Source organism: Streptococcus parasanguinis CC87K, assembly GCF_000507765.1.
Classification (GTDB): domain Bacteria; phylum Bacillota; class Bacilli; order Lactobacillales; family Streptococcaceae; genus Streptococcus; species Streptococcus parasanguinis_J.
Genome location: NZ_KI669401.1, coordinates 161,603 through 185,307 on the forward strand (window position 1 = coordinate 161,603; position 23,705 = coordinate 185,307).

Here is a 23,705-nt window from a genome sequence, read left to right on the forward strand (position 1 = left end):
GACTTTATGCATCATTTTTTCACTACAGAATCAACAGCACCACCAGCAATCTCAGCACTTTGGTATAGTGTGATGGTCTTGTTCGTTGTGACAGCGATCATGATGTCACTTCGCTATTATCAGAATGAGCAATTTCGCAAATGCTTTCAATACTTACAAGCCTTCCAGTTAATTTGCTTGTATCTTTGGTATTTTGCCTACCACATTCCTTGGTCCAACAGTTTACCTTTTTATCATTGTCGATTGGCCATGTTTGCGGTCTTGTTTTTGCCAGACAGCTGGAAAAGCAAACAGTTCTTTGCCTTGATGGGAGTGAGTGGAGCCATCTTTGCTTTGGGCTATCCAGTCTTTGATCCCTACACTTTCCCTCATATTACGAGTTTTTCTTTCCTCCTCGGACATTACTGTCTCCTCATCAATTCCTTGATTTATCTCTTGAGATGCTATGATCGAAACCTCTTAAAAAATAGTCAGATTGTTCTCTATACCTTTGCCTTAGATTTATTCCTGGTTGGAGTCAATCAATTGACAGGAGGAAATTATGGCTTGATGGCCCGCCCTCCGATTATGAGAGGGGATAAGGTGTGGCTCAATTATCTGGTTGTATCCAGTATTTTAGCCCTTGCTTTATTACTCTTTAATCAGTTCTTCAGTCGCAGAAGTGAGCGGGTGAAAGTGAGAAAATAACAAGTAGGAAGGTTGGGACATCTCGGTCTCAACCCTGTTTTATATTAAAGGAGAATATATGAAGCGTTTCTTGCTAATGATTTCCCTCATTTGGAGTTTGGTTTGTACAATCACGATCGCACATGCAGATGATGAAGTTCGCTATTCGATTGAATCCTATGTAGGACACCTCCAATTGCAGGAAGATAGCCAAGCAACATTTACACAAGAGATTACCTATCAGTTTCAGACAGGCTATCATGGTCAATATGTGACTCTAGGAAGCGCAGATCCTCTTCCAAAAGGGTTTAAGATTCATCGTCATCCTGAGGTGGAAGCCTATGTGGATGGGGAAAAACGTGAGATTCGTGTAGAGGAGACAGACCTGGAAGATGGTCGTCAATTAAAAATATACAATGCCCGTATCGTCGGAGGGACGGTCAAGATCAAAGTAAAATGGAAGATTGATCATCTCTTGACTTTCTACAAGGATATTGCAGAACTGAATTGGTTTCCTATTTCAGATGGAGATGAGAAAGTCGCGAAATTAGATTTTTATGTGGATGGCTTGGATGCCAAGCAGGGAAAACTGTATGCCCATACTGGTTACTTTAATCCACCAGCCCATGTCGAACGGACTGCAACTGGTTATCATATTTGGACAAAGGATTTTCCCAAAAATGGCAAGCTCGAACTGCATGCCTATTGGCCAATGTCAGAGGCCCTGCGTCGAGACCAAGCAAATGAGATTAATAAGGGAAATGGAAAAGAGAAATTTCTCAAAAAAGAGAAATCCATTGAACAAAAAACATTCTTTTATCGGACCCTTCTACTCAAAGTCGTTCCAATTGTATCGGTTCTTTTATTGATCCTAGCTTTCATTCCATGGATCCGGTATTTTATCAGTACCAGAACTCGTCGAATTTCAAAAGGAGTACGATTATACGAACCACCACAGAATTTACCTCCTCTTGTCCTAGCTAAGGCACTGTATCAACTTGATTTTGAACGGATGGTGATGTCTAGAGAGAAGGGGCAACTAAAATTTAATCATCTCATCCAGGCAACCATATTAGATCTCATTGACCGAGGAAATATTCGGTTGACTAGGGATGAAAATGGGGAAACCTTGACCTGTCTCCATTATGAAGGCTTGGCTGATTTTGAATTGAAGTTTATTGAAATGATCTTTGATCAAGAATCTCAAATCAATATCAGTGAAGTATTTTCAAGGTATAAAATCGACAAAGTAGCCCTAAAAAAAGACTTTCGAGCTGCTAAATCAGACACCCAACGAGACCGTATTCGAAAGGTCGGAAATGACGTTCAATCACTGTTAAAAAAAGATGCCCAGCAATTGTCAAAAGGGGTAGAGAAGGAGATTGCGAAATTAGGATTGCCTTCTTATTTTAGAGACTTATCTGAAAAAGAAGAAGCTTTTTCAAAAACAGGCTGTGCCTTACATTTTTGGCTCTTACTGATCTTATTTGTGAGCATGTGTTTCTTATCTTTTGGATTTGGTTCCCACCTATCTTCCTTCTATTTTTGGATGATTGTATTGTTGGTCGTTCTCTTCATTCCATTTTATATTCTTGTGAAAATTCGCGAAGAACATCTCCAATCCTTAGAAAACTTGGATTCACAATTCCAATGGATGGCCTTTCGAAATATGATCGAAAGTATTCCAAATTTCAACCAAGCAGAACTTGAGAGTGTCATCCTATGGAATCGTATCCTAGTCTATGCAACTATGTATGGTCAAGCTAAAAAAGTGAGTCAGGTACTCAAAAATCATCAGATTTCCTTACCATATGAGGATTGGGATGCTGTTGTTTGGATAACGACCTCTTCAAATTCCTTCCTAGACGGCTCTACCTTGATGAGTTATGCAGATGATTCCTATAGCGTTTCAAGCTTCTCTACTAACTCCTCAGATGGCAGTGGCGGTTTTGACGGCGGTGGCTTTTCTGATGGTGGCGGTGGCGGAGGATTTGGAGCCTTCTAACAGTCATGATAAGAGGACTAGAATCGACGGATTTTAGTCTTTCTTTCTGCTCTCAAAGAAGAATCATCATTGAAAAAAGTGCCTATTTTCGCTATAATAGAAAAGATAGAGAAATTGAGGAGAGATCCGATGTAGAGATGAATTTGTAAATTTATCAGAAAATAAAAAGAGAAAGAACTAGGAATATGAACGTACAAGAAGAAATTAAAAAACGCCGTACCTTTGCCATTATCTCCCACCCGGATGCTGGTAAAACGACGATTACAGAGCAGTTGCTCTACTTTGGGGGAGAGATTCGGGAAGCCGGTACCGTCAAAGGGAAGAAAACAGGAAACTTTGCTAAATCTGACTGGATGGATATTGAGAAACAACGTGGGATTTCGGTAACCTCATCTGTTATGCAGTTCGACTATGATGGCAAACGGGTCAATATCCTTGATACGCCAGGGCACGAGGACTTCTCAGAAGATACTTATCGGACCTTGATGGCGGTGGATGCTGCCGTCATGGTGGTAGACTCTGCCAAAGGGATTGAGGCTCAAACCAAGAAATTGTTTGAGGTTGTGAAACACCGTGGCATTCCCGTCTTTACCTTTATGAATAAGCTAGACCGGGACGGTCGTGAGCCACTGGATCTCTTGCAAGAATTGGAAGAAGTCTTAGGCATCGCGAGTTACCCGATGAACTGGCCGATTGGGATGGGGAAGGCCTTTGAGGGACTCTATGACCTCTATAACCAACGCTTGGAACTCTATAAAGGAGACGAGCGTTTTGCGAGTCTAGAAGACGGAGACAAGCTCTTTGCTAACAATCCTTTCTACGAGCAAGTGAAAGACGACATCGAACTCTTGCAAGAAGCTGGGAATGAATTCTCAGAAGAAGCCATCCTTGCGGGTGAATTAACACCAGTCTTCTTCGGATCCGCTTTGACCAACTTTGGGGTACAGACTTTCTTGGAAACCTTCTTGAAATTTGCTCCAGAACCACACGGACACAAGAAAACAGACGGTGAACTTGTCGATCCTTACGATAAGGATTTCTCAGGCTTTGTCTTTAAAATCCAAGCCAATATGGACCCTCGTCACCGTGACCGGATTGCCTTTGTGCGGATCGTATCGGGTGAATTTGAGCGTGGGATGAGTGTCAACTTGCCTCGTACTGGTAAGGGCGCTAAGCTATCAAATGTCACCCAGTTTATGGCCGAAAGCCGTGAGAATGTCAGCAATGCCGTAGCAGGAGACATCATCGGGGTCTACGATACAGGGACTTATCAGGTTGGAGATACGCTGACAGTTGGTAAAAACAAGTTCGAATTTGAACCACTGCCAACCTTTACGCCTGAAATTTTCATGAAGGTATCTGCCAAGAACGTCATGAAGCAAAAATCCTTCCACAAAGGGATTGAGCAATTGGTGCAAGAAGGAGCCATCCAGCTTTATACCAACTACCAAACAGGTGAATACATGTTGGGTGCTGTCGGGCAACTTCAGTTTGAAGTCTTTAAACACCGCATGGAAAATGAATACAATGCCGAAGTGGTCATGAGCCCAATGGGTAAAAAGACTGTTCGCTGGATCAAACCAGAAGACTTAGATGAGCGCATGTCTTCAAGCCGAAATATCTTGGCCAAGGATCGCTTTGACCAGCCAGTCTTCCTCTTTGAAAATGACTTTGCCCTCCGTTGGTTTGCGGACAAGTATCCTGACGTTGAGTTGGAAGAAAAGATGGGATAAGGAACGTTTTCAAAACCGATCCATAACAATAGAATAAGAAGACGAAAATCTACCCGTTTTCGCTTATAAAGGAGAAACTATGGGATTACTAAGTGGTTTGATGGGCAATGCCTCTCAAAAGAATGTTGATAAAGTAGAAAGAGATCTGGAAGATATCTTGGTGCCGGGAGAGCAAGTCACACTTGCTTTTAGCTTGATTCGTGATTTAATCGTCTTTACAGAGTTTCGTTTGATCTTGGTGGATAAGCAAGGAGTAACAGGAAAGAAAACTTCCTACAAATCCCTTCCTTATCGCTCCATCTCTCGATTTTCAGTAGAAACTTCCGGTCATTTTGATTTGGATGCTGAATTAAAAATCTGGGTCTCTTCAGCAGTGGAACCTTCAGAAGTTTTACAATTCAAGAGTGACAACAGTGTCATTGAAATCCAGCAAGCATTAGCCAGTGCGGTCTTTAAATAAAAAATCATGTTGATAGAGAACAGTTGAGAAAGGAGACGGAATGTTTATCGATAAACAATTGGGTCAAGATCGGAAATGGATCAATATCGACTCGGATTTGATTGCTGAAAATTCATATCTTTATAAAAAATACGATATTGACAAAGAAACCATTGAGTACGCGATGGATAAGAACGAACGTGCCCATATGGATTACAATCGAGAAAACGGAACGATCACCTTTATCTACAATGTATTGGATTTAGAAAAGGACAAGGAATACTACGAAACCATCCCCATGACCTTTATCGTTCAAGATACGCGACTCGTCACCATCAGTAACCAAGACAATGCCTATATCATTGAACAAATGGTTCGCTATTTGGAAAGCCATGAGGAACTATCGATCTATAAACTGCTTTTTGCAGGTCTTGAAATGATCAGTAATGCTTATTATCCGATTATTGATCGCTTAGATAAGCACAAGGATGAACTCAATCGCTTGCTTCGAAAAACTACAACGACCAAGAATCTCTATGCCCTGTCTGACCTTGAGACCGGTATGGTTTATCTAGTTGCAGCAGCCAAGCAAAATCGGATGTTGCTAGAGCATATTAAAGCGCACGCCATCTATCGAAGGATGGATGATGTTGAAAAAGAGCAGTTTGATGATGCCATGATCGAAGCGCGTCAGTTGGTTTCAATGACTGAGTTGATTTCCAACGTCTTGCAGCAGTTGTCTGGATCATACAATAATATCCTAAACAATAACCTGAATGACAACCTGACCACCCTAACCATCTTTGAAGCCTTGTTGGCTGTTTTAGCCGTGATCACAGGTTTCTTCGGTATGAACATCCCTCTTCCATTGACACAAGATCCCAATGCATGGATTTATGTGTCGGTATGCAGCTTTATTTTATGGCTCCTTTTGGCAAAAGTGATGCGGTGGATTGTTAAAAAAAGATAAAAAAAGAGGCTTGGAGAAATCCGAGCCTCTTCGTATCTAAATAATCTGAGAAATAGGAACCATCTAGACACCTGCCCTCCTCTCCAAAGAAGGGGCAGTGTGAATAGTTCATTGACTGTACAAAATCTTCTTGGAAATAGTAGGAGTAGATTTAATAGTACTGAGTGGTTTCTAAAAAAATTAGAACGTAGAATAAATCGTTGAATCAGATAAAATGATCCTATTTCTTTATACAGAAATATTTCAGATACTAACTGTATTATACATATTTATTTGTAAAAACGCAAGATAAGAACTACCAAAAAATAAAAGTTTTTCCGATTTTTTTATACTCCTATGATGAAGTATATTAGATGGCTGCATGAAAAAAAACAGTCCTGGATTGGCTTTTCGTCACTTTTATGATTTCAAGCTATCAAGGATTTTTTCCTAAAAAATAAAATTATTCTCCTTTGACTATCATTTGCCTCTTCATTGTGTTATACTAGATAAGTTGCAAACTTGTATGAGAGAAATGGTGGGGAGGCGGAGCAGATGGAAGGCTTCTGTTCGAAAGAAGACTCCCGCAAAAAGGATCTTGGTGTCTCTTCGTTTGAAAAACGACTTTAATCAACCAAATCCGCTAGTGCGAAAACATTTTTCGCCAAAGGGAATTCCATTGAAAAACGATTGGCTTTTCCTTTAGATGAGTCTTGCGACAGGTGACCGGGAAGGTGACTTCCTATGCAATCAGTGCGTTTTCGCATTGAAAGAAGTTTGATAAAGTGGCTTCGCACCACTTTTTAGAAAGAAGAAAGAATTGAAATTCAATGAATTTAACTTATCTGCTGCATTATTAGCAGAAATCGAAAAAGCTGGCTTTGTAGAAGCAAGCCCTATCCAAGAACAAACCATTCCTTTGGCTCTTGAAGGAAAAGATGTCATCGGTCAAGCGCAAACAGGGACTGGTAAAACAGCTGCTTTCGGTCTTCCAACGTTGGAGAAGATTGATGTCGATAACACAGTGATCCAAGCCCTTGTCATTGCCCCAACGCGTGAATTGGCCGTTCAAAGTCAGGAAGAATTGTTCCGCTTTGGACGCAGTAAGGGTGTCAAGGTTCGCTCTGTCTATGGTGGATCAAGCATTGAAAAGCAAATTAAAGCTTTGAAGTCAGGCGCTCACATCGTTGTGGGAACACCTGGACGTTTGCTAGATTTGATCAAGCGCAAGGCCTTGAAACTCGATCATATTGAAACCTTGATCCTGGATGAAGCAGATGAAATGCTCAATATGGGCTTCTTGGAAGATATCGAAGCCATCATTAGCCGTGTTCCAGAAACACGCCAGACCTTGCTCTTTTCAGCAACGATGCCAGAAGCCATCAAACGCATCGGTGTGCAGTTTATGAAAGAGCCAGAACACGTTAAGATTGCGGCCAAAGAATTGACAACCGATTTGGTCGATCAATACTATATTCGTGTCAAAGAAGGCGAAAAATTTGATACCATGACTCGATTGATGGATGTCGAGCAACCTGAACTTGCCATCGTCTTTGGTCGGACAAAACGCCGGGTTGATGAATTGACTCGTGGCTTGAAGATTCGTGGTTTCCGGGCAGAAGGAATTCACGGAGATTTGGATCAAAACAAACGTCTCCGAGTCCTTCGTGATTTCAAAAATGGGAACTTGGACGTCTTGGTGGCAACGGACGTTGCGGCACGTGGGTTGGACATTTCAGGTGTGACCCATGTCTACAACTACGATATTCCACAAGATCCAGAAAGCTATGTTCACCGGATCGGACGGACAGGTCGTGCTGGGAAAACAGGGCAATCCATTACCTTTGTATCGCCAAATGAAATGGGCTATTTGCAAATCATTGAGAACTTGACCAAAAAGCGGATGAAGGGAATGAAACCTGCAACAGCAGAAGAAGCCTTCCAAGCGAAAAAACAAGTAGCGCTGAAGAAAATTGAGCGAGACTTTGAAGATGAAAAGATCCGGACCAACTTTGAGAAGTTTGGCAAGGATGCTCGCAAATTGGCTGCAGAATTCACTCCTGAAGAATTGGCCATGTATATCTTGAGCTTGACTGTTCAAGATCCAGACAGCCTTCCAGAAGTTGAAATTGCGCGTGAAAAACCATTGCCATTCAAACCATCTGGTGGTGGCTTTGGTGGAAAAGGCAAAGGTGGCCGTGGAAATGGCCGTCGTGGAGACCAACGCCGTGACCGCAATCGCAGAGATGACCGTGAAGGTGGACGCCGTGATTTCAAACGCAAGTCCAATAAAAATAGCCGAGACTTTGAAGGCAAAGGCAACAAACGTCCTCATCGTACTTCCAATGAAAAGAAAAATGGATTTATCATCCGCAACAAAGGGGATAAATAAGTCCGAAGGACGGTCTAGCAATAGGCCGTTTTTTATATGAAAATCAAAAATACAAGGGTTAACTAGCTGTTAACCCTTGTATATTTATAAGGAGACCTAAATGATAACTGACTCTTTTAGAAAAATGTATCATGATAAGGAGCATCCAAAAAAGTCAGACAACAGAAAGAATGAATTCCTAAAACGGAATGTTTCTGTTAACATATTAAGTCTACAATTATTTCCAAGCCTTGTCAAGGATTTTTTCTTATTTTTTTAAAATTTTTGACTAGAAAAATAAAAATTGACAATCTCTTCTAAAAGGTTATAATGAATATAATAACTATACTAATTATAAAGAGGTCTTGTCCATGGTGATTGCATTAAAAAATGATGATCTAGAAGTACAATTTAAGACATTTGGTGGAGAATTGAGCTCCATTCGAAGTAAAGAAGGCATAGAATATCTCTGGCAAGGTGATCCAGAGTACTGGTCAGGACAAGCGCCCGTTCTGTTTCCGATTTGCGGGAGCGTTCGTAATGGCCAAGTGCAGTATCATCTAAAAGATGGAGTGAAGACAGGCCAACTTCCAAGACACGGTCTTATTCGCAAGAGAGAGTTTGAACTCAAAGAACAAACAGACCATCGTCTTGTCTTTGAAATTACTTCTAACGACGAGAGCTTTCAAAATTATCCCTACCATTTTCGAGTGGAAATCGCTTATGAATTGAAAGGGAAAGAGATCACCATCACCTATCGCGTGCAAAATCTAGAGTCAGATCAAGTCATGCCTTATTTCATTGGAGGGCATCCAGCCTTTCGTTGTCCCCTTTTAGCAGATGAAGACTATGAAGACTACGAGTTGATTTTTGAAAAAGAAGAAAGCTGTAGCGTTCCTCTCTTGTTCACAGAAACCGGTTTGGTTGATCGCCTGCAGCGGACGCCATTTTTAGACCATAGTCGTAGCCTACCTTTGCGCCATGAACTGTTTGAAAAAGACGCCATTATTTTAGATCAATTAGCCTCTAAATCTGTGAAGCTTATCTCGAAAAAATCTGGTAAAGGTTTGGAATTTGCCTTTGCAGATTTTGAGAATCTCGTCCTTTGGTCTACCAATAACAAGGGGCCTTTCATTGCCTTGGAGCCTTGGACGGGTATTTCCACATCTGCAGAAGAGGGCGATTTCTTCGAAGATAAAAAAGGTGTGATCCAGTTGGCTCCTCAAGAAACACGGAGTCACCAGTACCGTATCACCATTTTGTAAATGAAAAACCGTTGGACTATGGAGTCCGACGGTTCTTTTTGATATAGTTTAGTTTTGCTTGGCGTGATTTCTTTTTAAAGAGAGCCTCGGCAGACATAGCAGAGGGTTTATCTGGATAGGATTCTTGGTAAAGAAGTTTAACGGGGAGGCGAGCCCGTGTGTATTTGGCGCCTTTTCCAGCATTGTGAGTCTTTAGGCGTTTTTCGACATCCGTGGTGTAGCCAGTGTAGAGGGAGCCATCCGCACACTCTAGAACATACATGTAAGCCTTAGTTTCCATAGTAGATCTCATGAATCTCGTCTGTATAGCTGCCGTCTTCATTGTGAATAAAGAGGGGAGGCAGAATTTTTAAACCGTCCAGTGAGCCATCCTTGATCGCCTCAATCAACAACATATTCGCCTCTTTGGTCACTTTTGGATAGACAAACTGGATCCGCTTAGGTGCAAGATTGTAACGCTTCATGGTTTCGATGATATCTAAAAAGCGATCTGGACGATGGACCATCGCTAGTCGACCATTTGATTTGAGAACCCGCTGGGCCACATGGCAAATCTCATCTAAATTGGTGGTAATTTCATGCCGAGCTAAGAGGTAGTGTTCACTCTCATTGAGATTGGAATGCTCATCCACCTTGAAATAAGGAGGATTGCAGAGGATGATATCCACCTTACTGCCCTTGATATGTTGAGGCAAATGCTTAAGGTCATCGGTGATCATGGACATTTGCTGGTTCAAGTCATTGAGGGCAATGGAGCGGGTAGCCATATCCGCTAGACGTTCCTGAATTTCGACACCAATGATCTGGGCCTCTGTCCGCGTACTCGCAAAGAGTCCCACAGCCCCATTTCCCGCGCAGAGATCTACGATCAAGCCCCGCTTGGGCAATTTTGGAAAGCGTGAGAGCAGGACGCTATCCACGGAGTAACTAAAGACTTCCCGATTTTGTATAATTTTCACATCACTTGAAAAGAGTTGATTGACGCGCTCGCCGTCTTTTAATTCGATATCTGTCATGGCTCTATTATAGCATGAAAAGAGTCTTGGGGAAAGATGATAATTTTTAATATATTAAAATGATATATTTTTGTAAAAACGCTTTCTTTTCTTGTTTAAATATGTTACTATATATTAAAAAAGTGGGAGGTTTTGTAAATGAACAAAACGAAAAAATGGTTTGGCTTGGGGGTAACATTGCTTTCAGCAAGTATACTAGTAGCCTGTGGAAATTCTAGTAGTAAGTCTGATGATACTTCAAAAGAAGCTAAAACAGAGAAAAAGGCATCTACTGAGAAGAGTAGTGAAAAGAAATCAACCTATGCAATTGGTGATAAGATTGTTTTTGATAAACAAGCTGAGTACACTATTACAAATGTTGAATGGACTGATGAACGGAATGATTTTGATAAAACAAATCCCGATAAAGTATTAAAAGTGACCTATAATGTGAAAAATCTATCAGATAGTGATCTAGCAGTTGGGGTTGACATTGATCTATTTGTTGGTGGAAATAAAATGGAGACTTATCCTAATACAAATACAATGGGGTCAATTTCACCGGGTCGATCAATGGAAGGTGCTATACAACATTTTGGTGTAAAAGGGGATGGCAAATTAGAACTGGAAATAAAACCATTTGCTGCATTTAATGAAAAACCTGCGATTGTTGCTTTTGATGCACCGTAAAAAAAGTTGAGAGTAAAACTCTCAACTTTTTAATCAAATTCATATTTTTGGAGAATCGTAGTGAGGATAAAGACTCCTGTAAAGATAGCCATCAATGCCAGATAAACTGGGAAAGTAGTGGCTGTAAGGAGGGAAATCTCGATCAAGTTTTTCAACACGACCGCAGATGCGTAGAATCCTACTACAGAGAAGAGGATGAGGAGGGCCCTCCAGATATTTAGTGGCAGGCAAGCACGGATAACGGATAGGAAACCGATGGAGCCAAGTAAGTAGTAGGATACAGTAGACATATCGGCTGCAGACCAACCATGGCTTGCTCCCCAAAGGCGAATAAACAAGACACTAAAGACGACCATCAAGGCGCTTGGTAAGGCTAACAGAAGGGAACGTCTCAAGAAGTGTTTTTCAACCGGTTTGATATTGCGTTCAAAGGTCAAAACAAATGGTGGGAATCCTTCGACGAATTGGTCGATCAGGGTGATTTGAATAGGAATGAAAGGGAAAATCAGCAAATAGTTGACGTTAAAGAAGAGAGCACTGGCGATACAGATGATAGCCAAGAGGAAGGAATAGATCGTTTTGATAAAGAAGATTGGAGCGATTCGTCCAATGTTATTCACCACACGACGGCCTTCAAAAAGAATTTCTGGAACGTCATTAAAGTCAGAGTTCAAAAGAACAATATTGGCAATTTGACGGGTTGCGGGATCTCCTTCAGCCATCACGATGGAGCAGTCTGCTTCGCGAAGAGCAAGAATATCATTGACCCCATCTCCTGTCATAGCAGTCGTCCGACCAGCTGCTTTCAAGGTTTGGATAAGCAGTTTTTTCTGGTGAGGGGACACGCGCCCAAAGATAGCTGTTTCTTCAGCTTGATCCACTAATTGATCATCAGAAATTTTTGAACAATCGATGTAGTTCTCATAATTTTTGAAGCCAGCTTGTTGAGCGATATAAGAGACCGTCACAGGGTTGTCACCAGAGATGATTTTGAGATCCACTCCTTGTGAGCGCAAATACTCAAGAGTATCTGAAGCCCCTTCACGAATGGGGTCTGTAATCTCAATAACCGCAATCCCTTCAAGATTTTCAGGCAGATTCAATTCCTGCATGCTGATCAGTTCTGAACTATGAGCCAAGACGAGCACGCGTGATCCACGAGCTTGTGCTTCGACGACAGCAGCTGGATTTTCTTGAAGGAGCATTTCAGGAGCACCGAGAAAGACGGTTCCAAGGTTGGATAGGTGCATGGCTCCCCATTTCCGATCACTTGAGAAAGGAATAATGTTTTCCGCAGTATAAGCATGTTCCAACTCCCCATAAGCCTTGCGAATAGCTTGAGCAGTAGGATTGGTGTCCTCGCTATTTTGCATGTAAGCAGAGAGGATGACCTGGATCGTCTGTTCCGAAAAATGATCAGATAAGCTATGGAGAGCTTCGACTGTCATCTTCCCTTGAGTGATGGTGCCGGTCTTATCAAGACACAAGGTATCCACACGGGCCAGGGTTTCTACTGAGTACATTTCTTGGACAAGAACCTTGCGCATGCCGAGTTTAATAACCGCTGTCAAGAGAGACGTAACCGTCAGTAGGGCAATTCCTTTTGGCAACATTCCCAGGAGAGCTGTGGAAGAATTCACGACAGCATCCTTGATTGGCAGCATCTTGATCAACAATGCTTCAAAGAAGAGGGCAAGGCCAAATGGGATGATAATTTTACCAGTGAAGCTTGAAATTTTCGCTAAGTTATAAAGAATACGCGAATTGATCGGCTTCAAGGTTTTTGCTTCCATCATCAGTTTGTTGGCATAGTTGTTTGCTCCAACTCGCTTGACACGGGCATAGACTTGACCACTGGCAATATAACTACCAGAAAGCAGTTCATCACCAACTTCTTTTAAGACCAGATCACTCTCACCAGTCAGCATAGCCTCATTGGCTTCTGCAATACCAGACATGACTTCGGCATCACTAGGGATCTGCTCACCCGAAGATAAGAGCATTAAATCACCTAGAACAAGCTTTTCTGGTGGAATCGCATCTTTTTCCCCGTCACGAATGACAGTCACTAGCTCACGACTCATGAGGTTGAGCTTATCAATCATCCGCTTGGCGCGCATCTCGGTCATGATCCCTGTAATGGCATTGAAGCAAATGACTGCAAAAAAGATCATATTGCTCCAGGCCTGTACAGCAGCCAAGGCCACAGCAATCACAAAGTTTAAGGTATTAAACAAGGTGAAGACGTTGCGCTTGATGATTTGCCAGGTGCTGGTACTGGTATTCGTTGTAAAATCATTGGTTTGTCCGCGATCCATTTTCTTGCGAACTTCACTGAGGGATAACCCCTTTAATTCATTCGTTTCCATAGACAATATGATATCATTTTTTTGCGAAAAAGACTATCTAGAATCGGTCCGCTGAGACATTTTTTATCTAAAAAAAGTTTGCGGTCAAAATCAGGATACGGTATAATGAGAAAGAAGGTTCAATATGATTAACTATCATGTTGAGAGACGAATGAAATGGATTTGAGGAACAACTATGTTTTACACCTACTTACGAGGCCTTGTTGCCTTTATTCTTTGGGTTTTAAATGGGAATGCCCATTACCATCATAAGGACAATATTCCAGATCGGGAAGAGAACTACATATTGGTATCGCCTCACCGGACCTGGTGGGATCCAGTCTATATGGCCTTTGCGACCAAGCCAAAGCAGTTTATCTTTATGGCGAAAAAAGAACTCTTCACCAATCGTATTTTTGGCTGGTGGATTCGTATGTGTGGGGCTTTTCCGATCGACCGTGAAAATCCGGGAGCAGAAGCCATTAAGTATCCTGTCAATATGCTGAAAAAGAGCAACCGTTCTTTGATTATGTTTCCAAGTGGAAGCCGTCATTCTCAAGATGTCAAAGGCGGTGTTGCTATCATTGCCAAAATGGCGAAGGTTCGTATCATGCCAGTGACATATACTGGTCCAAGAGACTTGAAAGGGTTGGCAACGGGTGAACGCATTGATATGAACTTTGGACATCCAATTGATATTTCGGATATTAAAAAGATGAATGACGAAGGAGTGGCAGAAGTTGCCCGCCGTATCCAAGAGGAGTTTGATCGCTTGGATGCGGAAGCACAAGCGATCAACACCCCAACAAAACCGTTTATCTTGATTCGTTTGTTAAAAATTCTTTTGCTTCCCCTTGTCTTAGTCGTGGGCATCTTGACCTTGCTCTTTAGTTACCTGGCCAGCTTTGTATGGGATCCGGACAAACATCGGAAAAACAAGTAAAAAAACTGAGAGTTTCTCTCAGTTTTTTTTTATTTTTACGAATAATAAAAGTGAGAGGAGGTTTCTTATGGAGGATATCATCGAAAAAATCAAAGAATATAAGCTCTTTTTGGCTCTTACAGCTATTGGACTCTTACTTGGAGGGTATTTTCTTTTTCATCGACCTCAGTCAAGTGCATCCACCATACCGGATCTTTATCAGTCTTCTAGTTCAACTTCGAGCAAAGAAAAGGTGCAGACCGCTAGTTCCAAAGAAGAAAAGACGGTTACTTCAGTGTCTGATGCACCCGAGATCATTACGGTCGATGTCAAAGGAGCCGTCAAACAACCAGGGGTCTATGAGTTGCGCTCCAATAGCAGAGTCCACGATGCCATTTATAAGGCAGGCGGGATGACAGCAGATGCCAATAGCCAATCGGTCAACTTGGCGCAAAAACTCACCGATGAAGCGGAGATCTATGTTGCTAAAGAAGGAGAGGATGTTCCAGTACTTGGAAGTTCAGAAAGTCCTGCAACTTCGTCAGCGCCAGCAGAAAAAACAGGCAAGGTCCATTTAAATCGAGCGACCGAGTCAGATCTCCAGACAGTATCAGGCATTGGCCAGAAACGTGCCCAGGACATTATCGCCTATCGCGAAGCAAATGGTCCTTTTCGATCAGTGGATGATCTGAAGAATGTTTCAGGAATCGGAGAGAAAACACTGGAGAAACTAAGAGATGCTTTCACGGTGGATTAAAGACCTTCCTTTTTCGCTTGTCCATCTCGCCTTTGTGCTCCTATGGCTGTATTTTAGTATCTATCAACCATCTTGGCTTTCGATCAGCGGTCTAGTAGTAGTGGGAGTTTTAGCGGTTCATCACTATAAAGGGGAGCGCTCAAGTTTGCTAGGGCTTGCTTTAGCAACCCTTTGTTTTGCGGCCTTCTTTGTCTTTCAGCGACTACAGGATCATCCAGTACAAGCAGAAAGTCAGCTGCCACCCCACTTACGCCTGATTCCAGATAGCATCAAGATCAATGGGGACGCCCTGTCTTTTCGTGCTAAAAATCAGGGTAGGACCTACCAAGTCTTTTATACTTTAAAATCAGAAAAAGAAAAACAACAGTGGCAAAGTCAAACTCATTTGTTGGAGTTGACGTATAAAGGTGCTATAGAAGAGCCAGAAGGGCAGCGAAATTTTAGAGGATTTGACTACCGGTCTTATTTGCAAACACAGGGGATTCACTATCAAATAAAAATTGAGGCGATCCAATCCGCGCTTCCTATACAGACTTGGAATGTTTTCGATAGCCTATCTCAATGGAGGCGCCAGGCCATTGTTTGGAGTAAAGAGCACTTTCCGCAGCCAATGAACCAGTATATGACCGGCCTTCTTTTTGGCTATTTAGATAGGGATTTTGAAGAGATGGACCAGCTTTACACGAGTTTAGGAATCATCCATTTATTCGCCTTATCTGGGATGCAGGTCGGCTTTTTCATCAATGGGATCCGAAAAGGTCTCTTACGTCTAGGAATCTTGCAAGAGACAGTCGATATCTGGATGGTTCCAATTTCTTTGGTCTATGCTGGCTTGACAGGTTTTTCAGTTTCAGTGGTTCGCAGTCTCTTGCAAAAGATCCTCTCTCAAAAGGGGATCCGAGGGATGGAGAATATGGCGATGACCCTGATGCTCTTAATGCTGCTTGTGCCCAAGTTTCTCCTGACAGCTGGAGGGGTCTTGAGTTGTGCCTATGCTTTTATTTTGACCTTGGTAGATACCAGTTCTTATTCAGGACTTAAAAAGATACTAGTGGAAAGTTTCTGGATTAGCCTGGGGATTTTGCCCCTTTTGACCTATTACTTTAGCGTCTTTCAACCCTGGTCACTCCCTTTAACCTTCCTCTTTTCTTTCTTATTTGACCTTGTCCTTCTTCCAGGTTTAACGGTGCTATTTATCTTATCGATTCTAAAGCCCCTTACAATCTTTAACAGTTTCTTTCTTCTCATAGAGGAGTGTATTCGTTGGATTTCAAAGCTCACGTCGCTACCTTTGGTATTTGGTCAGCCGACGGGACCAGCTCTGATCGCTCTCTTCCTTCTTTTAGGGATCTTGTATGATCTTCGAAAGCAAAAAAAACGTCGTTTTCTGTTAATAGGTATGATTCTACTCATCTTTTGTTGGACCAAGCACCCTTTAGAAAATGAGATTACCATGGTGGATATCGGTCAAGGAGACAGTATCTTTTTACGCGATTGGAAAGGAAGAACCATATTGATTGATGTCGGAGGACGTGTCACTTTTAAAAGTGGAGAAAAGTGGCAAGAGCGCAGTCAATCTGCCAATGCGGATCAAACCTTGATTCCCTATCTCAAGAGTCGAGGTGTTGGAAAACTCGATGCTTTGGTCTTGACTCATACAGACCAGGACCATATGGGCGATATGGTGGAGGTTGCCAAACAAATCCCAGTTAAAAAAGTGTATGTCAGTCCAGGTAGTCTAACTAATTCTCAATTTCGAGAGAAATTGAAACAGCTTCATAGTCCGATTAAAGTAGTCCAGAGAGGAGATCAACTTCCTATTTTTGATCATCATCTAGAAGTCTTATCCCCTGATGAAGTGGGGGATGGTAAAAATGATGATTCGATTGTCCTCTATGGGCAGTTCTATCAGAAACGATTTTTGTTCACGGGTGATTTGGAAGAAGCTGGAGAGAAAAAACTATTGAAAAACGATCCACAATTACAAGTAGATGTCTTGAAAGTAGGCCACCACGGTTCTAAAGGTTCCTCTAGTGATGTGTTTTTAGACCAGTTACATCCTCAGTTGGCCTTGATCTCTGTTGGAAAGAAAAATCGCTACCAACATCCCCATAAAGAATTGCTCGATCGTCTAGAGGAACGCTCTATTTCTTATCTTCGTACCGATGAAAGGGGAGCAATTCGCTTGATTGGGTGGGACCATTGGAGGGTAGAAACGGTCCGCTAGAGACGAGGAGAGGTTTGCTTTCTATGCTGAAAATTGCTATTATAGAAAGTGAAATCAATGTAAAGGTAGAATCGTATGAACGCATTTAAGCAATTTTGGATACAGTATGCAGATTTTTCAAGTAAGACCAGTCGGGCCCATTTTTGGCTAGCTTTTTTCTGGAATTCCCTGATTTCTTTGCCTCTTTGGGTTTTTTACATCGTGACCTCTTTATCCCATCAAAATGCTCAAGAAACGCTCAATTTTTCAACTGTTCATTCTAAGACAGGTTTATGGGCGCTCGCTTTCTTAGCGTTCTTTTACTTCCTCATTTTGGTACCCAGTCAAGCCATTTGTGTGCGTCGCTTGCGGGATGCTGGGATTCATTGGTCTTGGATTTTTTTGAACCTTGGTCCGGTTCTGCTCTATTTGTTGACGGGTCTAGATATTTTCCTATTTCTCTGGGTAATTACAGTTATTTCCCTCTTGATTCTCATGATGCTTCCAGGGAAAAACACCTTCCCACAACCAGTAGAAACTCCTATGGGAGTGGCTTCTGAACCACAGGTCACAGCGACAGGGGGGAGCTTTGGAGGAAACTCGTTTGAGCAAATTCCTAATTTTGTAGCAGCACCTGATTTGTCTGATGAAAAACCACCATTGGAACAAAAAATGGCTGCTGAACACGAAATCCACTAAACTGATAGAGATAAGAGAGTTTCATGCAAGCAATTACCGACACTAAACATCTGACGGTTCAAACTCTGCCTCCTATTCTTGTCTTGACGGGTGAGGATGTAGGTCAATTTGAATGGTTAAAAAAAGACATTTTAAAAAAAATAGGCTATGATCCTTCAGATTTGAATTATTCTTATTTTGATATGAAGGAAGCCTCCTATGCTGAGGTCGAGCTGGATTTGGTTAGTCTTCCCTTTTTTGCAGATGAAAAAATCGTGATTTTAGATCACTTATTGGATCTGACCACTGCCAAGAAACGCAATTTAACCGATGAAGATCTGAAACAATTTGAAAACTATCTGGAAAATCCTTCTGAATCGACCCGTTTGGTGATATTTGCAGAAGGAAAATTAGATAGTAAGCGCCGCTTGGTCAAACTCCTAAAACGGGATGCCCAAATCATTGAAGCGACCACTCCTAAAGAGCAAGATTTAAAGCGTTATTTTTCTGGTCAGGCGCAAGAATTGGGCTTACACTTTGTGGGCGATTCCTTGGACCAGCTGCTCTTAAAATCTGGCTATGATTTTGGAGAGTTACAGAAGAATCTCGCTCTATTGCAGGCTTATAAAGAAGATGGTCAGATTACCCTCCAAGATATCGAGGAGGTTGTTCCAAAGTCCTTGCAAGATAATATTTTTGATCTGACACAGATGATTCTCAAAGGCCAAATCGATCAAGCCCGGAATTTGGTTAAGGATCTTCGCCTACAAGGTGAAGATGAGATAAAATTGATCGCTATTTTGTTGGGGCAATTCCGAATGTTTTCTCAGGTTAAAATTTTCTCAGAAGAAGGCCAAACTGAAAGCCAAATTGTAGCGAACTTGTCGGACTTGTCAGGACGCAAGGTCAATCCTTACCAGGTGAAGTTCGCCCTACGGGATAGCCGTAGGCTTTCCCTATCCTTTTTGAAGCAAGCTATGATGACCTTCATCGAGACGGATTATGCGATTAAAAGTGGAACATATGAAAAAGACTACTTATTTGATTTGGCCCTGTTGAAAGTAGCGAATAGCGTCTAACGATGAATGAAATCGCAAGCAGATTAGTTGAATAATTTAGCTGTTTGCGTTATCATCAAGTCAGTAATAAAGAAAAGAGGACCATAAAATGGCTATCATTTTACCAGAATTACCATATGCTTATGATGCATTGGAACCTTATATCGATGAAGAAACCATGCATTTGCACCATGATAAACACCATCAAACATATGTAAACAATGTGAATGCAGCTCTTGAAAAACATCCTGAAATTGGAGAAGACCTTGAAAGCTTGTTAGCTGATGTTGAATCCATTCCAGCTGACATTCGCCAAGCTGTGATCAACAATGGTGGTGGTCATTTGAACCACGCTCTTTTCTGGGAATTGATGACTCCAGAACAAACAGCTCCTTCAGCAGAACTTGCTGCAGCGATTGATGCTACATTTGGTTCATTTGAAGACTTCAAAGCAGCCTTCAAAGCAGCAGCAACGACACGTTTTGGTTCTGGCTGGGCATGGTTGGTTGTTAACAAAGAAGGCAAACTCGAAGTGACTTCAACAGCAAACCAAGATACACCAATCTCTGAAGGTAAAACACCAATCCTTGGTTTGGATGTTTGGGAACATGCCTACTACGTGAAATACCGTAACGTACGCCCTGACTACATCAAAGCTTTCTTCTCAGTGATCAACTGGAATAAAGTTAATGAATTGTTTGCAGCAGCAAAATAATAAAATGAAGGAATCTATAAGAGCAAGTATTGGCTCTTATAGATTTTTTTATTTGCATCCGAAAAATCGGAGTATAATTTCTTGCGTTTGGTCAGGAAAATGATACACTAGTAGGAGTGTGTCTTACTTGTCTGAAGCCTGGTTTGAAGGGCCTAGGCAAGGAAAAGATAAACCTTAAAATGAAAACTGAAACATTCAGGGAGAAATGAAATGACTAGTATTACCATTACTAAAGGAGCCGTTGAGACGCCTATCTATTTGCGGATGTTAAATCGTCATGGCTTGATTGCAGGTGCAACAGGAACAGGAAAAACGGTTACGCTCAAGGTCCTAACAGAAAAATTAAGCAAAGAAGGCATTCCGGTCTTTCTAGCCGATATCAAGGGAGATTTATCTGGCTTAGCCAAAGCCGGGCAATGGACGCCAAAACTGGAAGAACGCTACAAACTTCTTGGGATCACAGATCCGTTTGAGCCACAAGCCTTCCCAGTTCGATTGTGGGACGTCTTTGGCCAAGCTGGTCATCCTGTTCGGGCGACCGTCGAAGGGATGGGGTCATTGCTTCTGTCTCGTCTACTTGATTTGAATGAAACCCAATCAGGAATTCTCGCAATTGTCTTTAAAGTAGCCCAAGAGAAAGATTGGCCTTTGATTGATTTGAAGGACCTGCAAAGCCTTTTAAAGGAAGTCTATGAACACAGTTCAGACTATTCGGCCCAATATGGCAATATCACCAAACAATCTGTCGGAGCGATCCAAAGAAGTCTCTTGGTTCTCGAAGAAGAAGGAGCAGACCAGTTTTTCGGAGAGCCCGCACTTGATTTAAATGACTTCATGCAACTTGATGCATCTGGTCGTGGTTATATCAATATTCTTTCGGCTACAAAGCTCTTTCATTCACCAAAATTGTACTCAACCTTTTTGATTTGGATGCTGTCTCGTCTTTTTGAAACACTTCCAGAGGTTGGGGATCCTGAAAAGCCAAAATTGGTCTTCTTCTTTGATGAAGCGCATCTTCTCTTCAAGGATGCAAGCAAGCTCTTTCTTGAGAAGGTTGAGCAAGTGGTACGCCTAATTCGTTCGAAGGGTGTAGGGATTTACTTTATTACCCAAAATCCTCAAGACCTTCCAGAATCTGTTTTGGCACAGCTTGGAAATCGTGTTCAGCATGCACTTCGAGCTTATACACCAAAAGAAATGAAGGCGATCAAGGTTGCTGCCCAAAGTTTTCGTCCAAATCCAGATTTTGATACTGAAACAGTGATCACAGAGTTAGGGACAGGGGAAGCCTTGGTTTCTTTCCTCAATGAAAAGGGACAGCCTAGTGTGGTTGAGCGTGCTTATATTCTCTCTCCTCAATCGAGTTTTGACCTCTTAAATGAGAGTGAACAATTGGCCTTGATCACAACATCGCCTTTCCATCAAAAGTATGCGACGACGATTGATCGGGAATCTGCCTATGAAAAATTAGCAGCTAAAGCAAGCAAGGAAGCACAAGAAGAAGAGCAAAAAGAAGCAGAAAAAGAACGAGCTGCGGTGGAAAAAGCAGAGCAAAAACGCAGTCCAGGTCGCCCAAGAAAATCCAGTCTTGAAAAAGCCAAGGATTCCTTCTTGAGTTCCTTATTCCGGACGATTGCGCGTGAGATTGCTAAGCTAATTATGGGCTCCTTTAAACGGAAATAAGCCTTTGATGAAAAGAAATAAACTTTTTAAAAAGAAACCGTTTTCTCTTTCTGATAATTCTTGTTATTTTCAGTAGAATCTTTTATAATTAATCTCGTATGAAAAAATATTTTAATCTACGCTCGATCATGATTGCGGTCAGTATTTTATTGTGCTTAGTGGGAACAAGCGCACTGGGCTACTTGCATCTTACGCAACCAACAGCATCAGCAATTGAAAAAAAAGCAAAGAAAACAAAAGAAGCAAAAGAACAAGATATCGAAAAGTCTACCCCTGAGACGAAAAAACCACGTGTCAAATCTCCTGAAGCTAAGCAAGCAGTAGTAGATGCAGACATGGAAACGATGAGTGCTTATGGCCTTGTCTATGATTATGCTAATAAAGGCTTGGTAGAGGTTGTTCAGGATTTCCTAGCGGAAAGTGGAATTGATCCGTCACAAGTTGCCTTCACGTATCGCAATGCCATTACTGGAGAGCAATTTGCCATGAATGATCTTCAACCAATGACGGCAGGTAGTACCTATAAGCTACCGTTGAACATGTTGGTGGTGGATGAAGTCGCAAAAGGCAAACTCAATTTAACAGACCGGTTTGACATTACCAATACCTACTATGAATATGTAGGGGAGCATGACAATTACGTTGCTGCCTTTGATGGAGCCATGTCTATTCCTGATATGCAGCGCTATTCATTGGTTTACTCTGAAAATACTCCAGCCTATGCCTTGGCAGATCGTTTAGGGGGAATGGAGCAAGCGCGTAAGCTATTCAGTCGCTATGGTCAATCTCGTTCACCAGAAGTCAAAACCTTTAGCGAAGATAATAAAACGACAACAGATTATTACATCCATGTCTTGGAATATCTTTGGAATCATCAAGAAAAATATGCAGATTTACTAGAACTGATCGGGGAGTCTTTCCCAGGTGAGTACTATAAGAAATTCTTGCCAGATTTGGTCATTCAACAAAAACCAGGTTATGTTGCTGAAGCACTCAATGTGGATGCGATTGTCCGTGAATCAACTCCTTATTTGGTTGCCATCTACACTGCAGGACTTGGAGGTACGACTCCGGAAAGTTCTGAAATCAGTGGCGTTGGTCTTTATCAATTGGGGCAATTGGCTTATGTTATCAATGAATGGCATCGTGTCAATATGAATGAATAATCGACAGAAGGTCTGAGGGTTGCTCAGACCTTTTGTTCTAACAAAGTATCATGAAAATGACTTGGTGTTTCGAATTACTTTTCTGTTTTAAAGAGACTTCTTTCCCTTTTCTATAAAAAGTATGTTATACTACTAATAGTAATAAGAGGAAGTATAGACATGATTACAAAGGAAGATTACCAGTTGCTCCGCTCGCATCCAGCCTTTTCTGCGCTACCAGTGGAGCTATTTGATAAATTAGCTGTTGAAATTCATGCCAGGGATATCCCTAAAGGACAAATTTTATTTTATGCAGGAGATAGGCGGGAGCGTATTTTTCTTCTGGCAAAAGGCTTTGCTCGTATTGAGCAATTTGATTCGTCTGACCAATTCTCCTATATGGATTATATAAAGAAGGGGGCTCTGTTCCCTTATGGTGGGATGTTCCAGGATGAGCGTTACCATTATACAGCTAGTGCGGTGACGGATTTGCGTTGTTTCGTGATCCCCGTCAGTCTCTATGAATTATATGCCCAAGAGAGTAAGGAGCAGTTGCTCTTTATTATGAGAAAGCTCTCCTCCATCCTAGAATTTCAAGAGTTGCGCTTGCGCAATGTCGTGACAGCTAGTGCTAGTGAGCGCGTGATTCAATCCTTAGCCATTCTGTGCAAGGACTATGAAAGCCTTGGAAATCAACTTCCATTTCCAATTAGTATGAAGGAAATGGCCAAATTAGCAGCCACAACTCGAGAAACAGTCAATCAAGTTTTAAAGAAACTCATCGATTCTCATAAGATCCAGTATGAGAGAAAACAACTAACTTTTCTAGATACAGCCTACTTTTTAAAAAGTTTTGAAGAGATCAACTAATTCGTTGATCTTTTTTTATTTTTTACAAAAAAATATATATTCATAAAAATAATATAAAAGACAAAATATGCAAAGAAAACGCTTCATATTAACTAAAAAATAGGAAAGATTCAAAAAAACGCCAAATTCTTTGCATTCAAAAAGCAGAATCCTTTGTGAAAGCGGTACCAATAAAGAATATAATAACAATTGTAATAAGCTTGTGAACAA

At 41.6% G+C, this 23,705-nt stretch carries 20 protein-coding genes; 17 read left to right on the forward strand and 3 right to left on the reverse strand.

Annotated features, from left to right (window positions below; genetic code table 11):
• The first annotated feature begins 6 nt into the window (after positions 1-6).
• The 7 genes from HMPREF1195_RS00845 to HMPREF1195_RS00875 all read left to right on the forward strand — a co-directional run bounded on the left by HMPREF1195_RS00845 (position 7) and on the right by HMPREF1195_RS00875 (position 9,428).
• Positions 7-687 carry a YwaF family protein gene (locus tag HMPREF1195_RS00845; RefSeq protein ID WP_023917618.1) on the forward strand — a complete coding sequence of 227 codons (681 nt, stop codon included), beginning with the start codon at positions 7-9 and terminating at the stop codon, positions 685-687.
• 58 nt (positions 688-745) lie between these two features.
• On the forward strand, positions 746-2,671 hold the full coding sequence (locus HMPREF1195_RS00850; protein ID WP_023917620.1) for a DUF2207 domain-containing protein: 1,926 nt from the start codon (positions 746-748) through the stop codon (positions 2,669-2,671).
• Positions 2,672-2,856: 185 nt separating this feature from the next.
• Entirely contained in the window at positions 2,857-4,404 is a 1,548-nt protein-coding gene (locus tag HMPREF1195_RS00855) for a peptide chain release factor 3 (protein ID WP_023917622.1), read from the forward strand.
• 79 nt (positions 4,405-4,483) lie between these two features.
• Complete coding sequence (locus tag HMPREF1195_RS00860; protein ID WP_003015210.1) at positions 4,484-4,864, forward strand: PH domain-containing protein; 381 nt, start codon at positions 4,484-4,486, stop codon at positions 4,862-4,864.
• A 40-nt stretch (positions 4,865-4,904) separates the two neighbouring features.
• Positions 4,905-5,813 (forward strand): magnesium transporter CorA family protein, encoded by a 909-nt coding sequence (locus HMPREF1195_RS00865; protein WP_023917624.1) that lies wholly within the window; start codon positions 4,905-4,907, stop codon positions 5,811-5,813.
• Between the two features lie 799 nt (positions 5,814-6,612).
• Entirely contained in the window at positions 6,613-8,184 is a 1,572-nt protein-coding gene (locus HMPREF1195_RS00870; RefSeq protein ID WP_023917626.1) for a degradosome RNA helicase CshA, read from the forward strand.
• Positions 8,185-8,534: 350 nt separating this feature from the next.
• Positions 8,535-9,428, forward strand: coding sequence for an aldose 1-epimerase family protein (locus HMPREF1195_RS00875; protein ID WP_023917631.1), 894 nt, complete (start codon positions 8,535-8,537; stop codon positions 9,426-9,428).
• Positions 9,429-9,444: 16 nt separating this feature from the next.
• Here the strand turns inward: HMPREF1195_RS00875 and HMPREF1195_RS00880 are convergent, their stop codons facing one another.
• Both HMPREF1195_RS00880 and HMPREF1195_RS00885 read right to left on the reverse strand, forming a co-directional pair.
• On the reverse strand, positions 9,445-9,708 hold the full coding sequence (locus HMPREF1195_RS00880) for a GIY-YIG nuclease family protein (protein ID WP_004219743.1): 264 nt from the start codon (positions 9,706-9,708) through the stop codon (positions 9,445-9,447).
• Complete coding sequence (locus tag HMPREF1195_RS00885; protein ID WP_023917633.1) at positions 9,698-10,444, reverse strand: tRNA1(Val) (adenine(37)-N6)-methyltransferase; 747 nt, start codon at positions 10,442-10,444, stop codon at positions 9,698-9,700. Before HMPREF1195_RS00885 ends, HMPREF1195_RS00880 begins: the two co-directional genes overlap by 11 nt.
• Before the next feature lie 138 nt (positions 10,445-10,582).
• On the opposite strand from HMPREF1195_RS00885, the gene HMPREF1195_RS00890 reads away from it, so the two are divergent.
• Positions 10,583-11,113, forward strand: coding sequence for a DUF4352 domain-containing protein (locus tag HMPREF1195_RS00890; protein WP_023917635.1), 531 nt, complete (start codon positions 10,583-10,585; stop codon positions 11,111-11,113).
• 29 nt (positions 11,114-11,142) lie between these two features.
• Here HMPREF1195_RS00890 and HMPREF1195_RS00895 read toward each other — a convergent pair whose 3' ends face one another.
• Positions 11,143-13,482 carry a cation-translocating P-type ATPase gene (locus HMPREF1195_RS00895; protein ID WP_023917637.1) on the reverse strand — a complete coding sequence of 780 codons (2,340 nt, stop codon included), beginning with the start codon at positions 13,480-13,482 and terminating at the stop codon, positions 11,143-11,145.
• A 175-nt stretch (positions 13,483-13,657) separates the two neighbouring features.
• On the opposite strand from HMPREF1195_RS00895, the gene HMPREF1195_RS00900 reads away from it, so the two are divergent.
• The 9 genes from HMPREF1195_RS00900 (at position 13,658) to HMPREF1195_RS00940 (ending at position 23,495) form a co-directional block, all read left to right on the forward strand.
• Entirely contained in the window at positions 13,658-14,404 is a 747-nt protein-coding gene (locus HMPREF1195_RS00900; RefSeq protein ID WP_023917639.1) for a lysophospholipid acyltransferase family protein, read from the forward strand.
• Positions 14,405-14,471: 67 nt separating this feature from the next.
• A complete protein-coding gene (locus HMPREF1195_RS00905; protein WP_023917641.1) occupies positions 14,472-15,140 on the forward strand; it encodes a helix-hairpin-helix domain-containing protein in 669 nt (222 codons plus the stop codon).
• The gene (locus tag HMPREF1195_RS00910) at positions 15,121-17,367 is read left to right on the forward strand and encodes a DNA internalization-related competence protein ComEC/Rec2 (protein ID WP_023917643.1); all 2,247 of its coding nucleotides are present in this window, start codon (positions 15,121-15,123) and stop codon (positions 17,365-17,367) included. The genes HMPREF1195_RS00905 and HMPREF1195_RS00910 overlap by 20 nt, the downstream gene beginning before the upstream one ends.
• 75 nt (positions 17,368-17,442) lie before the next feature.
• Positions 17,443-18,045, forward strand: coding sequence for a DUF805 domain-containing protein (locus HMPREF1195_RS00915; RefSeq protein WP_023917645.1), 603 nt, complete (start codon positions 17,443-17,445; stop codon positions 18,043-18,045).
• Between the two features lie 23 nt (positions 18,046-18,068).
• Positions 18,069-19,103, forward strand: a complete 1,035-nt coding sequence (holA, locus tag HMPREF1195_RS00920) for a DNA polymerase III subunit delta (RefSeq protein WP_023917647.1) — start codon at positions 18,069-18,071, stop codon at positions 19,101-19,103.
• An 88-nt stretch (positions 19,104-19,191) separates the two neighbouring features.
• Positions 19,192-19,797 carry a superoxide dismutase SodA gene (sodA, locus tag HMPREF1195_RS00925; RefSeq protein WP_023917649.1) on the forward strand — a complete coding sequence of 202 codons (606 nt, stop codon included), beginning with the start codon at positions 19,192-19,194 and terminating at the stop codon, positions 19,795-19,797.
• 210 nt (positions 19,798-20,007) lie between these two features.
• Positions 20,008-21,480, forward strand: a complete 1,473-nt coding sequence (locus tag HMPREF1195_RS00930; protein ID WP_023917651.1) for a helicase HerA-like domain-containing protein — start codon at positions 20,008-20,010, stop codon at positions 21,478-21,480.
• Positions 21,481-21,578: 98 nt separating this feature from the next.
• The gene (locus tag HMPREF1195_RS00935; RefSeq protein WP_037599267.1) at positions 21,579-22,646 is read left to right on the forward strand and encodes a serine hydrolase; all 1,068 of its coding nucleotides are present in this window, start codon (positions 21,579-21,581) and stop codon (positions 22,644-22,646) included.
• Between the two features lie 159 nt (positions 22,647-22,805).
• Positions 22,806-23,495, forward strand: coding sequence for a Crp/Fnr family transcriptional regulator (locus tag HMPREF1195_RS00940; protein WP_023917655.1), 690 nt, complete (start codon positions 22,806-22,808; stop codon positions 23,493-23,495).
• The last annotated feature ends 210 nt before the right edge of the window (positions 23,496-23,705 follow it).

Bases quoted from the DNA above. Each gene is read 5' to 3' on its own strand.
- HMPREF1195_RS00845 (WP_023917618.1), top strand. From the start codon at position 7: ATGCATCATTTTTTCACTACAGAATCAACAGCACCACCAGCAATCTCA.
- HMPREF1195_RS00850 (WP_023917620.1), top strand. From the start codon at position 746: ATGAAGCGTTTCTTGCTAATGATTTCCCTCATTTGGAGTTTGGTTTGT.
- HMPREF1195_RS00855 (WP_023917622.1), top strand. From the start codon at position 2,857: ATGAACGTACAAGAAGAAATTAAAAAACGCCGTACCTTTGCCATTATC.
- HMPREF1195_RS00860 (WP_003015210.1), top strand. From the start codon at position 4,484: ATGGGATTACTAAGTGGTTTGATGGGCAATGCCTCTCAAAAGAATGTT.
- HMPREF1195_RS00865 (WP_023917624.1), top strand. From the start codon at position 4,905: ATGTTTATCGATAAACAATTGGGTCAAGATCGGAAATGGATCAATATC.
- HMPREF1195_RS00875 (WP_023917631.1), top strand. From the start codon at position 8,535: ATGGTGATTGCATTAAAAAATGATGATCTAGAAGTACAATTTAAGACA.
- HMPREF1195_RS00880 (WP_004219743.1), bottom strand. From the start codon at position 9,708: ATGGAAACTAAGGCTTACATGTATGTTCTAGAGTGTGCGGATGGCTCC.
- HMPREF1195_RS00885 (WP_023917633.1), bottom strand. From the start codon at position 10,444: ATGACAGATATCGAATTAAAAGACGGCGAGCGCGTCAATCAACTCTTT.
- HMPREF1195_RS00890 (WP_023917635.1), top strand. From the start codon at position 10,583: ATGAACAAAACGAAAAAATGGTTTGGCTTGGGGGTAACATTGCTTTCA.
- HMPREF1195_RS00895 (WP_023917637.1), bottom strand. From the start codon at position 13,482: ATGGAAACGAATGAATTAAAGGGGTTATCCCTCAGTGAAGTTCGCAAG.
- HMPREF1195_RS00900 (WP_023917639.1), top strand. From the start codon at position 13,658: ATGTTTTACACCTACTTACGAGGCCTTGTTGCCTTTATTCTTTGGGTT.
- HMPREF1195_RS00905 (WP_023917641.1), top strand. From the start codon at position 14,472: ATGGAGGATATCATCGAAAAAATCAAAGAATATAAGCTCTTTTTGGCT.
- HMPREF1195_RS00910 (WP_023917643.1), top strand. From the start codon at position 15,121: ATGCTTTCACGGTGGATTAAAGACCTTCCTTTTTCGCTTGTCCATCTC.
- HMPREF1195_RS00915 (WP_023917645.1), top strand. From the start codon at position 17,443: ATGAACGCATTTAAGCAATTTTGGATACAGTATGCAGATTTTTCAAGT.
- holA (WP_023917647.1), top strand. From the start codon at position 18,069: ATGCAAGCAATTACCGACACTAAACATCTGACGGTTCAAACTCTGCCT.
- sodA (WP_023917649.1), top strand. From the start codon at position 19,192: ATGGCTATCATTTTACCAGAATTACCATATGCTTATGATGCATTGGAA.
- HMPREF1195_RS00930 (WP_023917651.1), top strand. From the start codon at position 20,008: ATGACTAGTATTACCATTACTAAAGGAGCCGTTGAGACGCCTATCTAT.
- HMPREF1195_RS00935 (WP_037599267.1), top strand. From the start codon at position 21,579: ATGAAAAAATATTTTAATCTACGCTCGATCATGATTGCGGTCAGTATT.
- HMPREF1195_RS00940 (WP_023917655.1), top strand. From the start codon at position 22,806: ATGATTACAAAGGAAGATTACCAGTTGCTCCGCTCGCATCCAGCCTTT.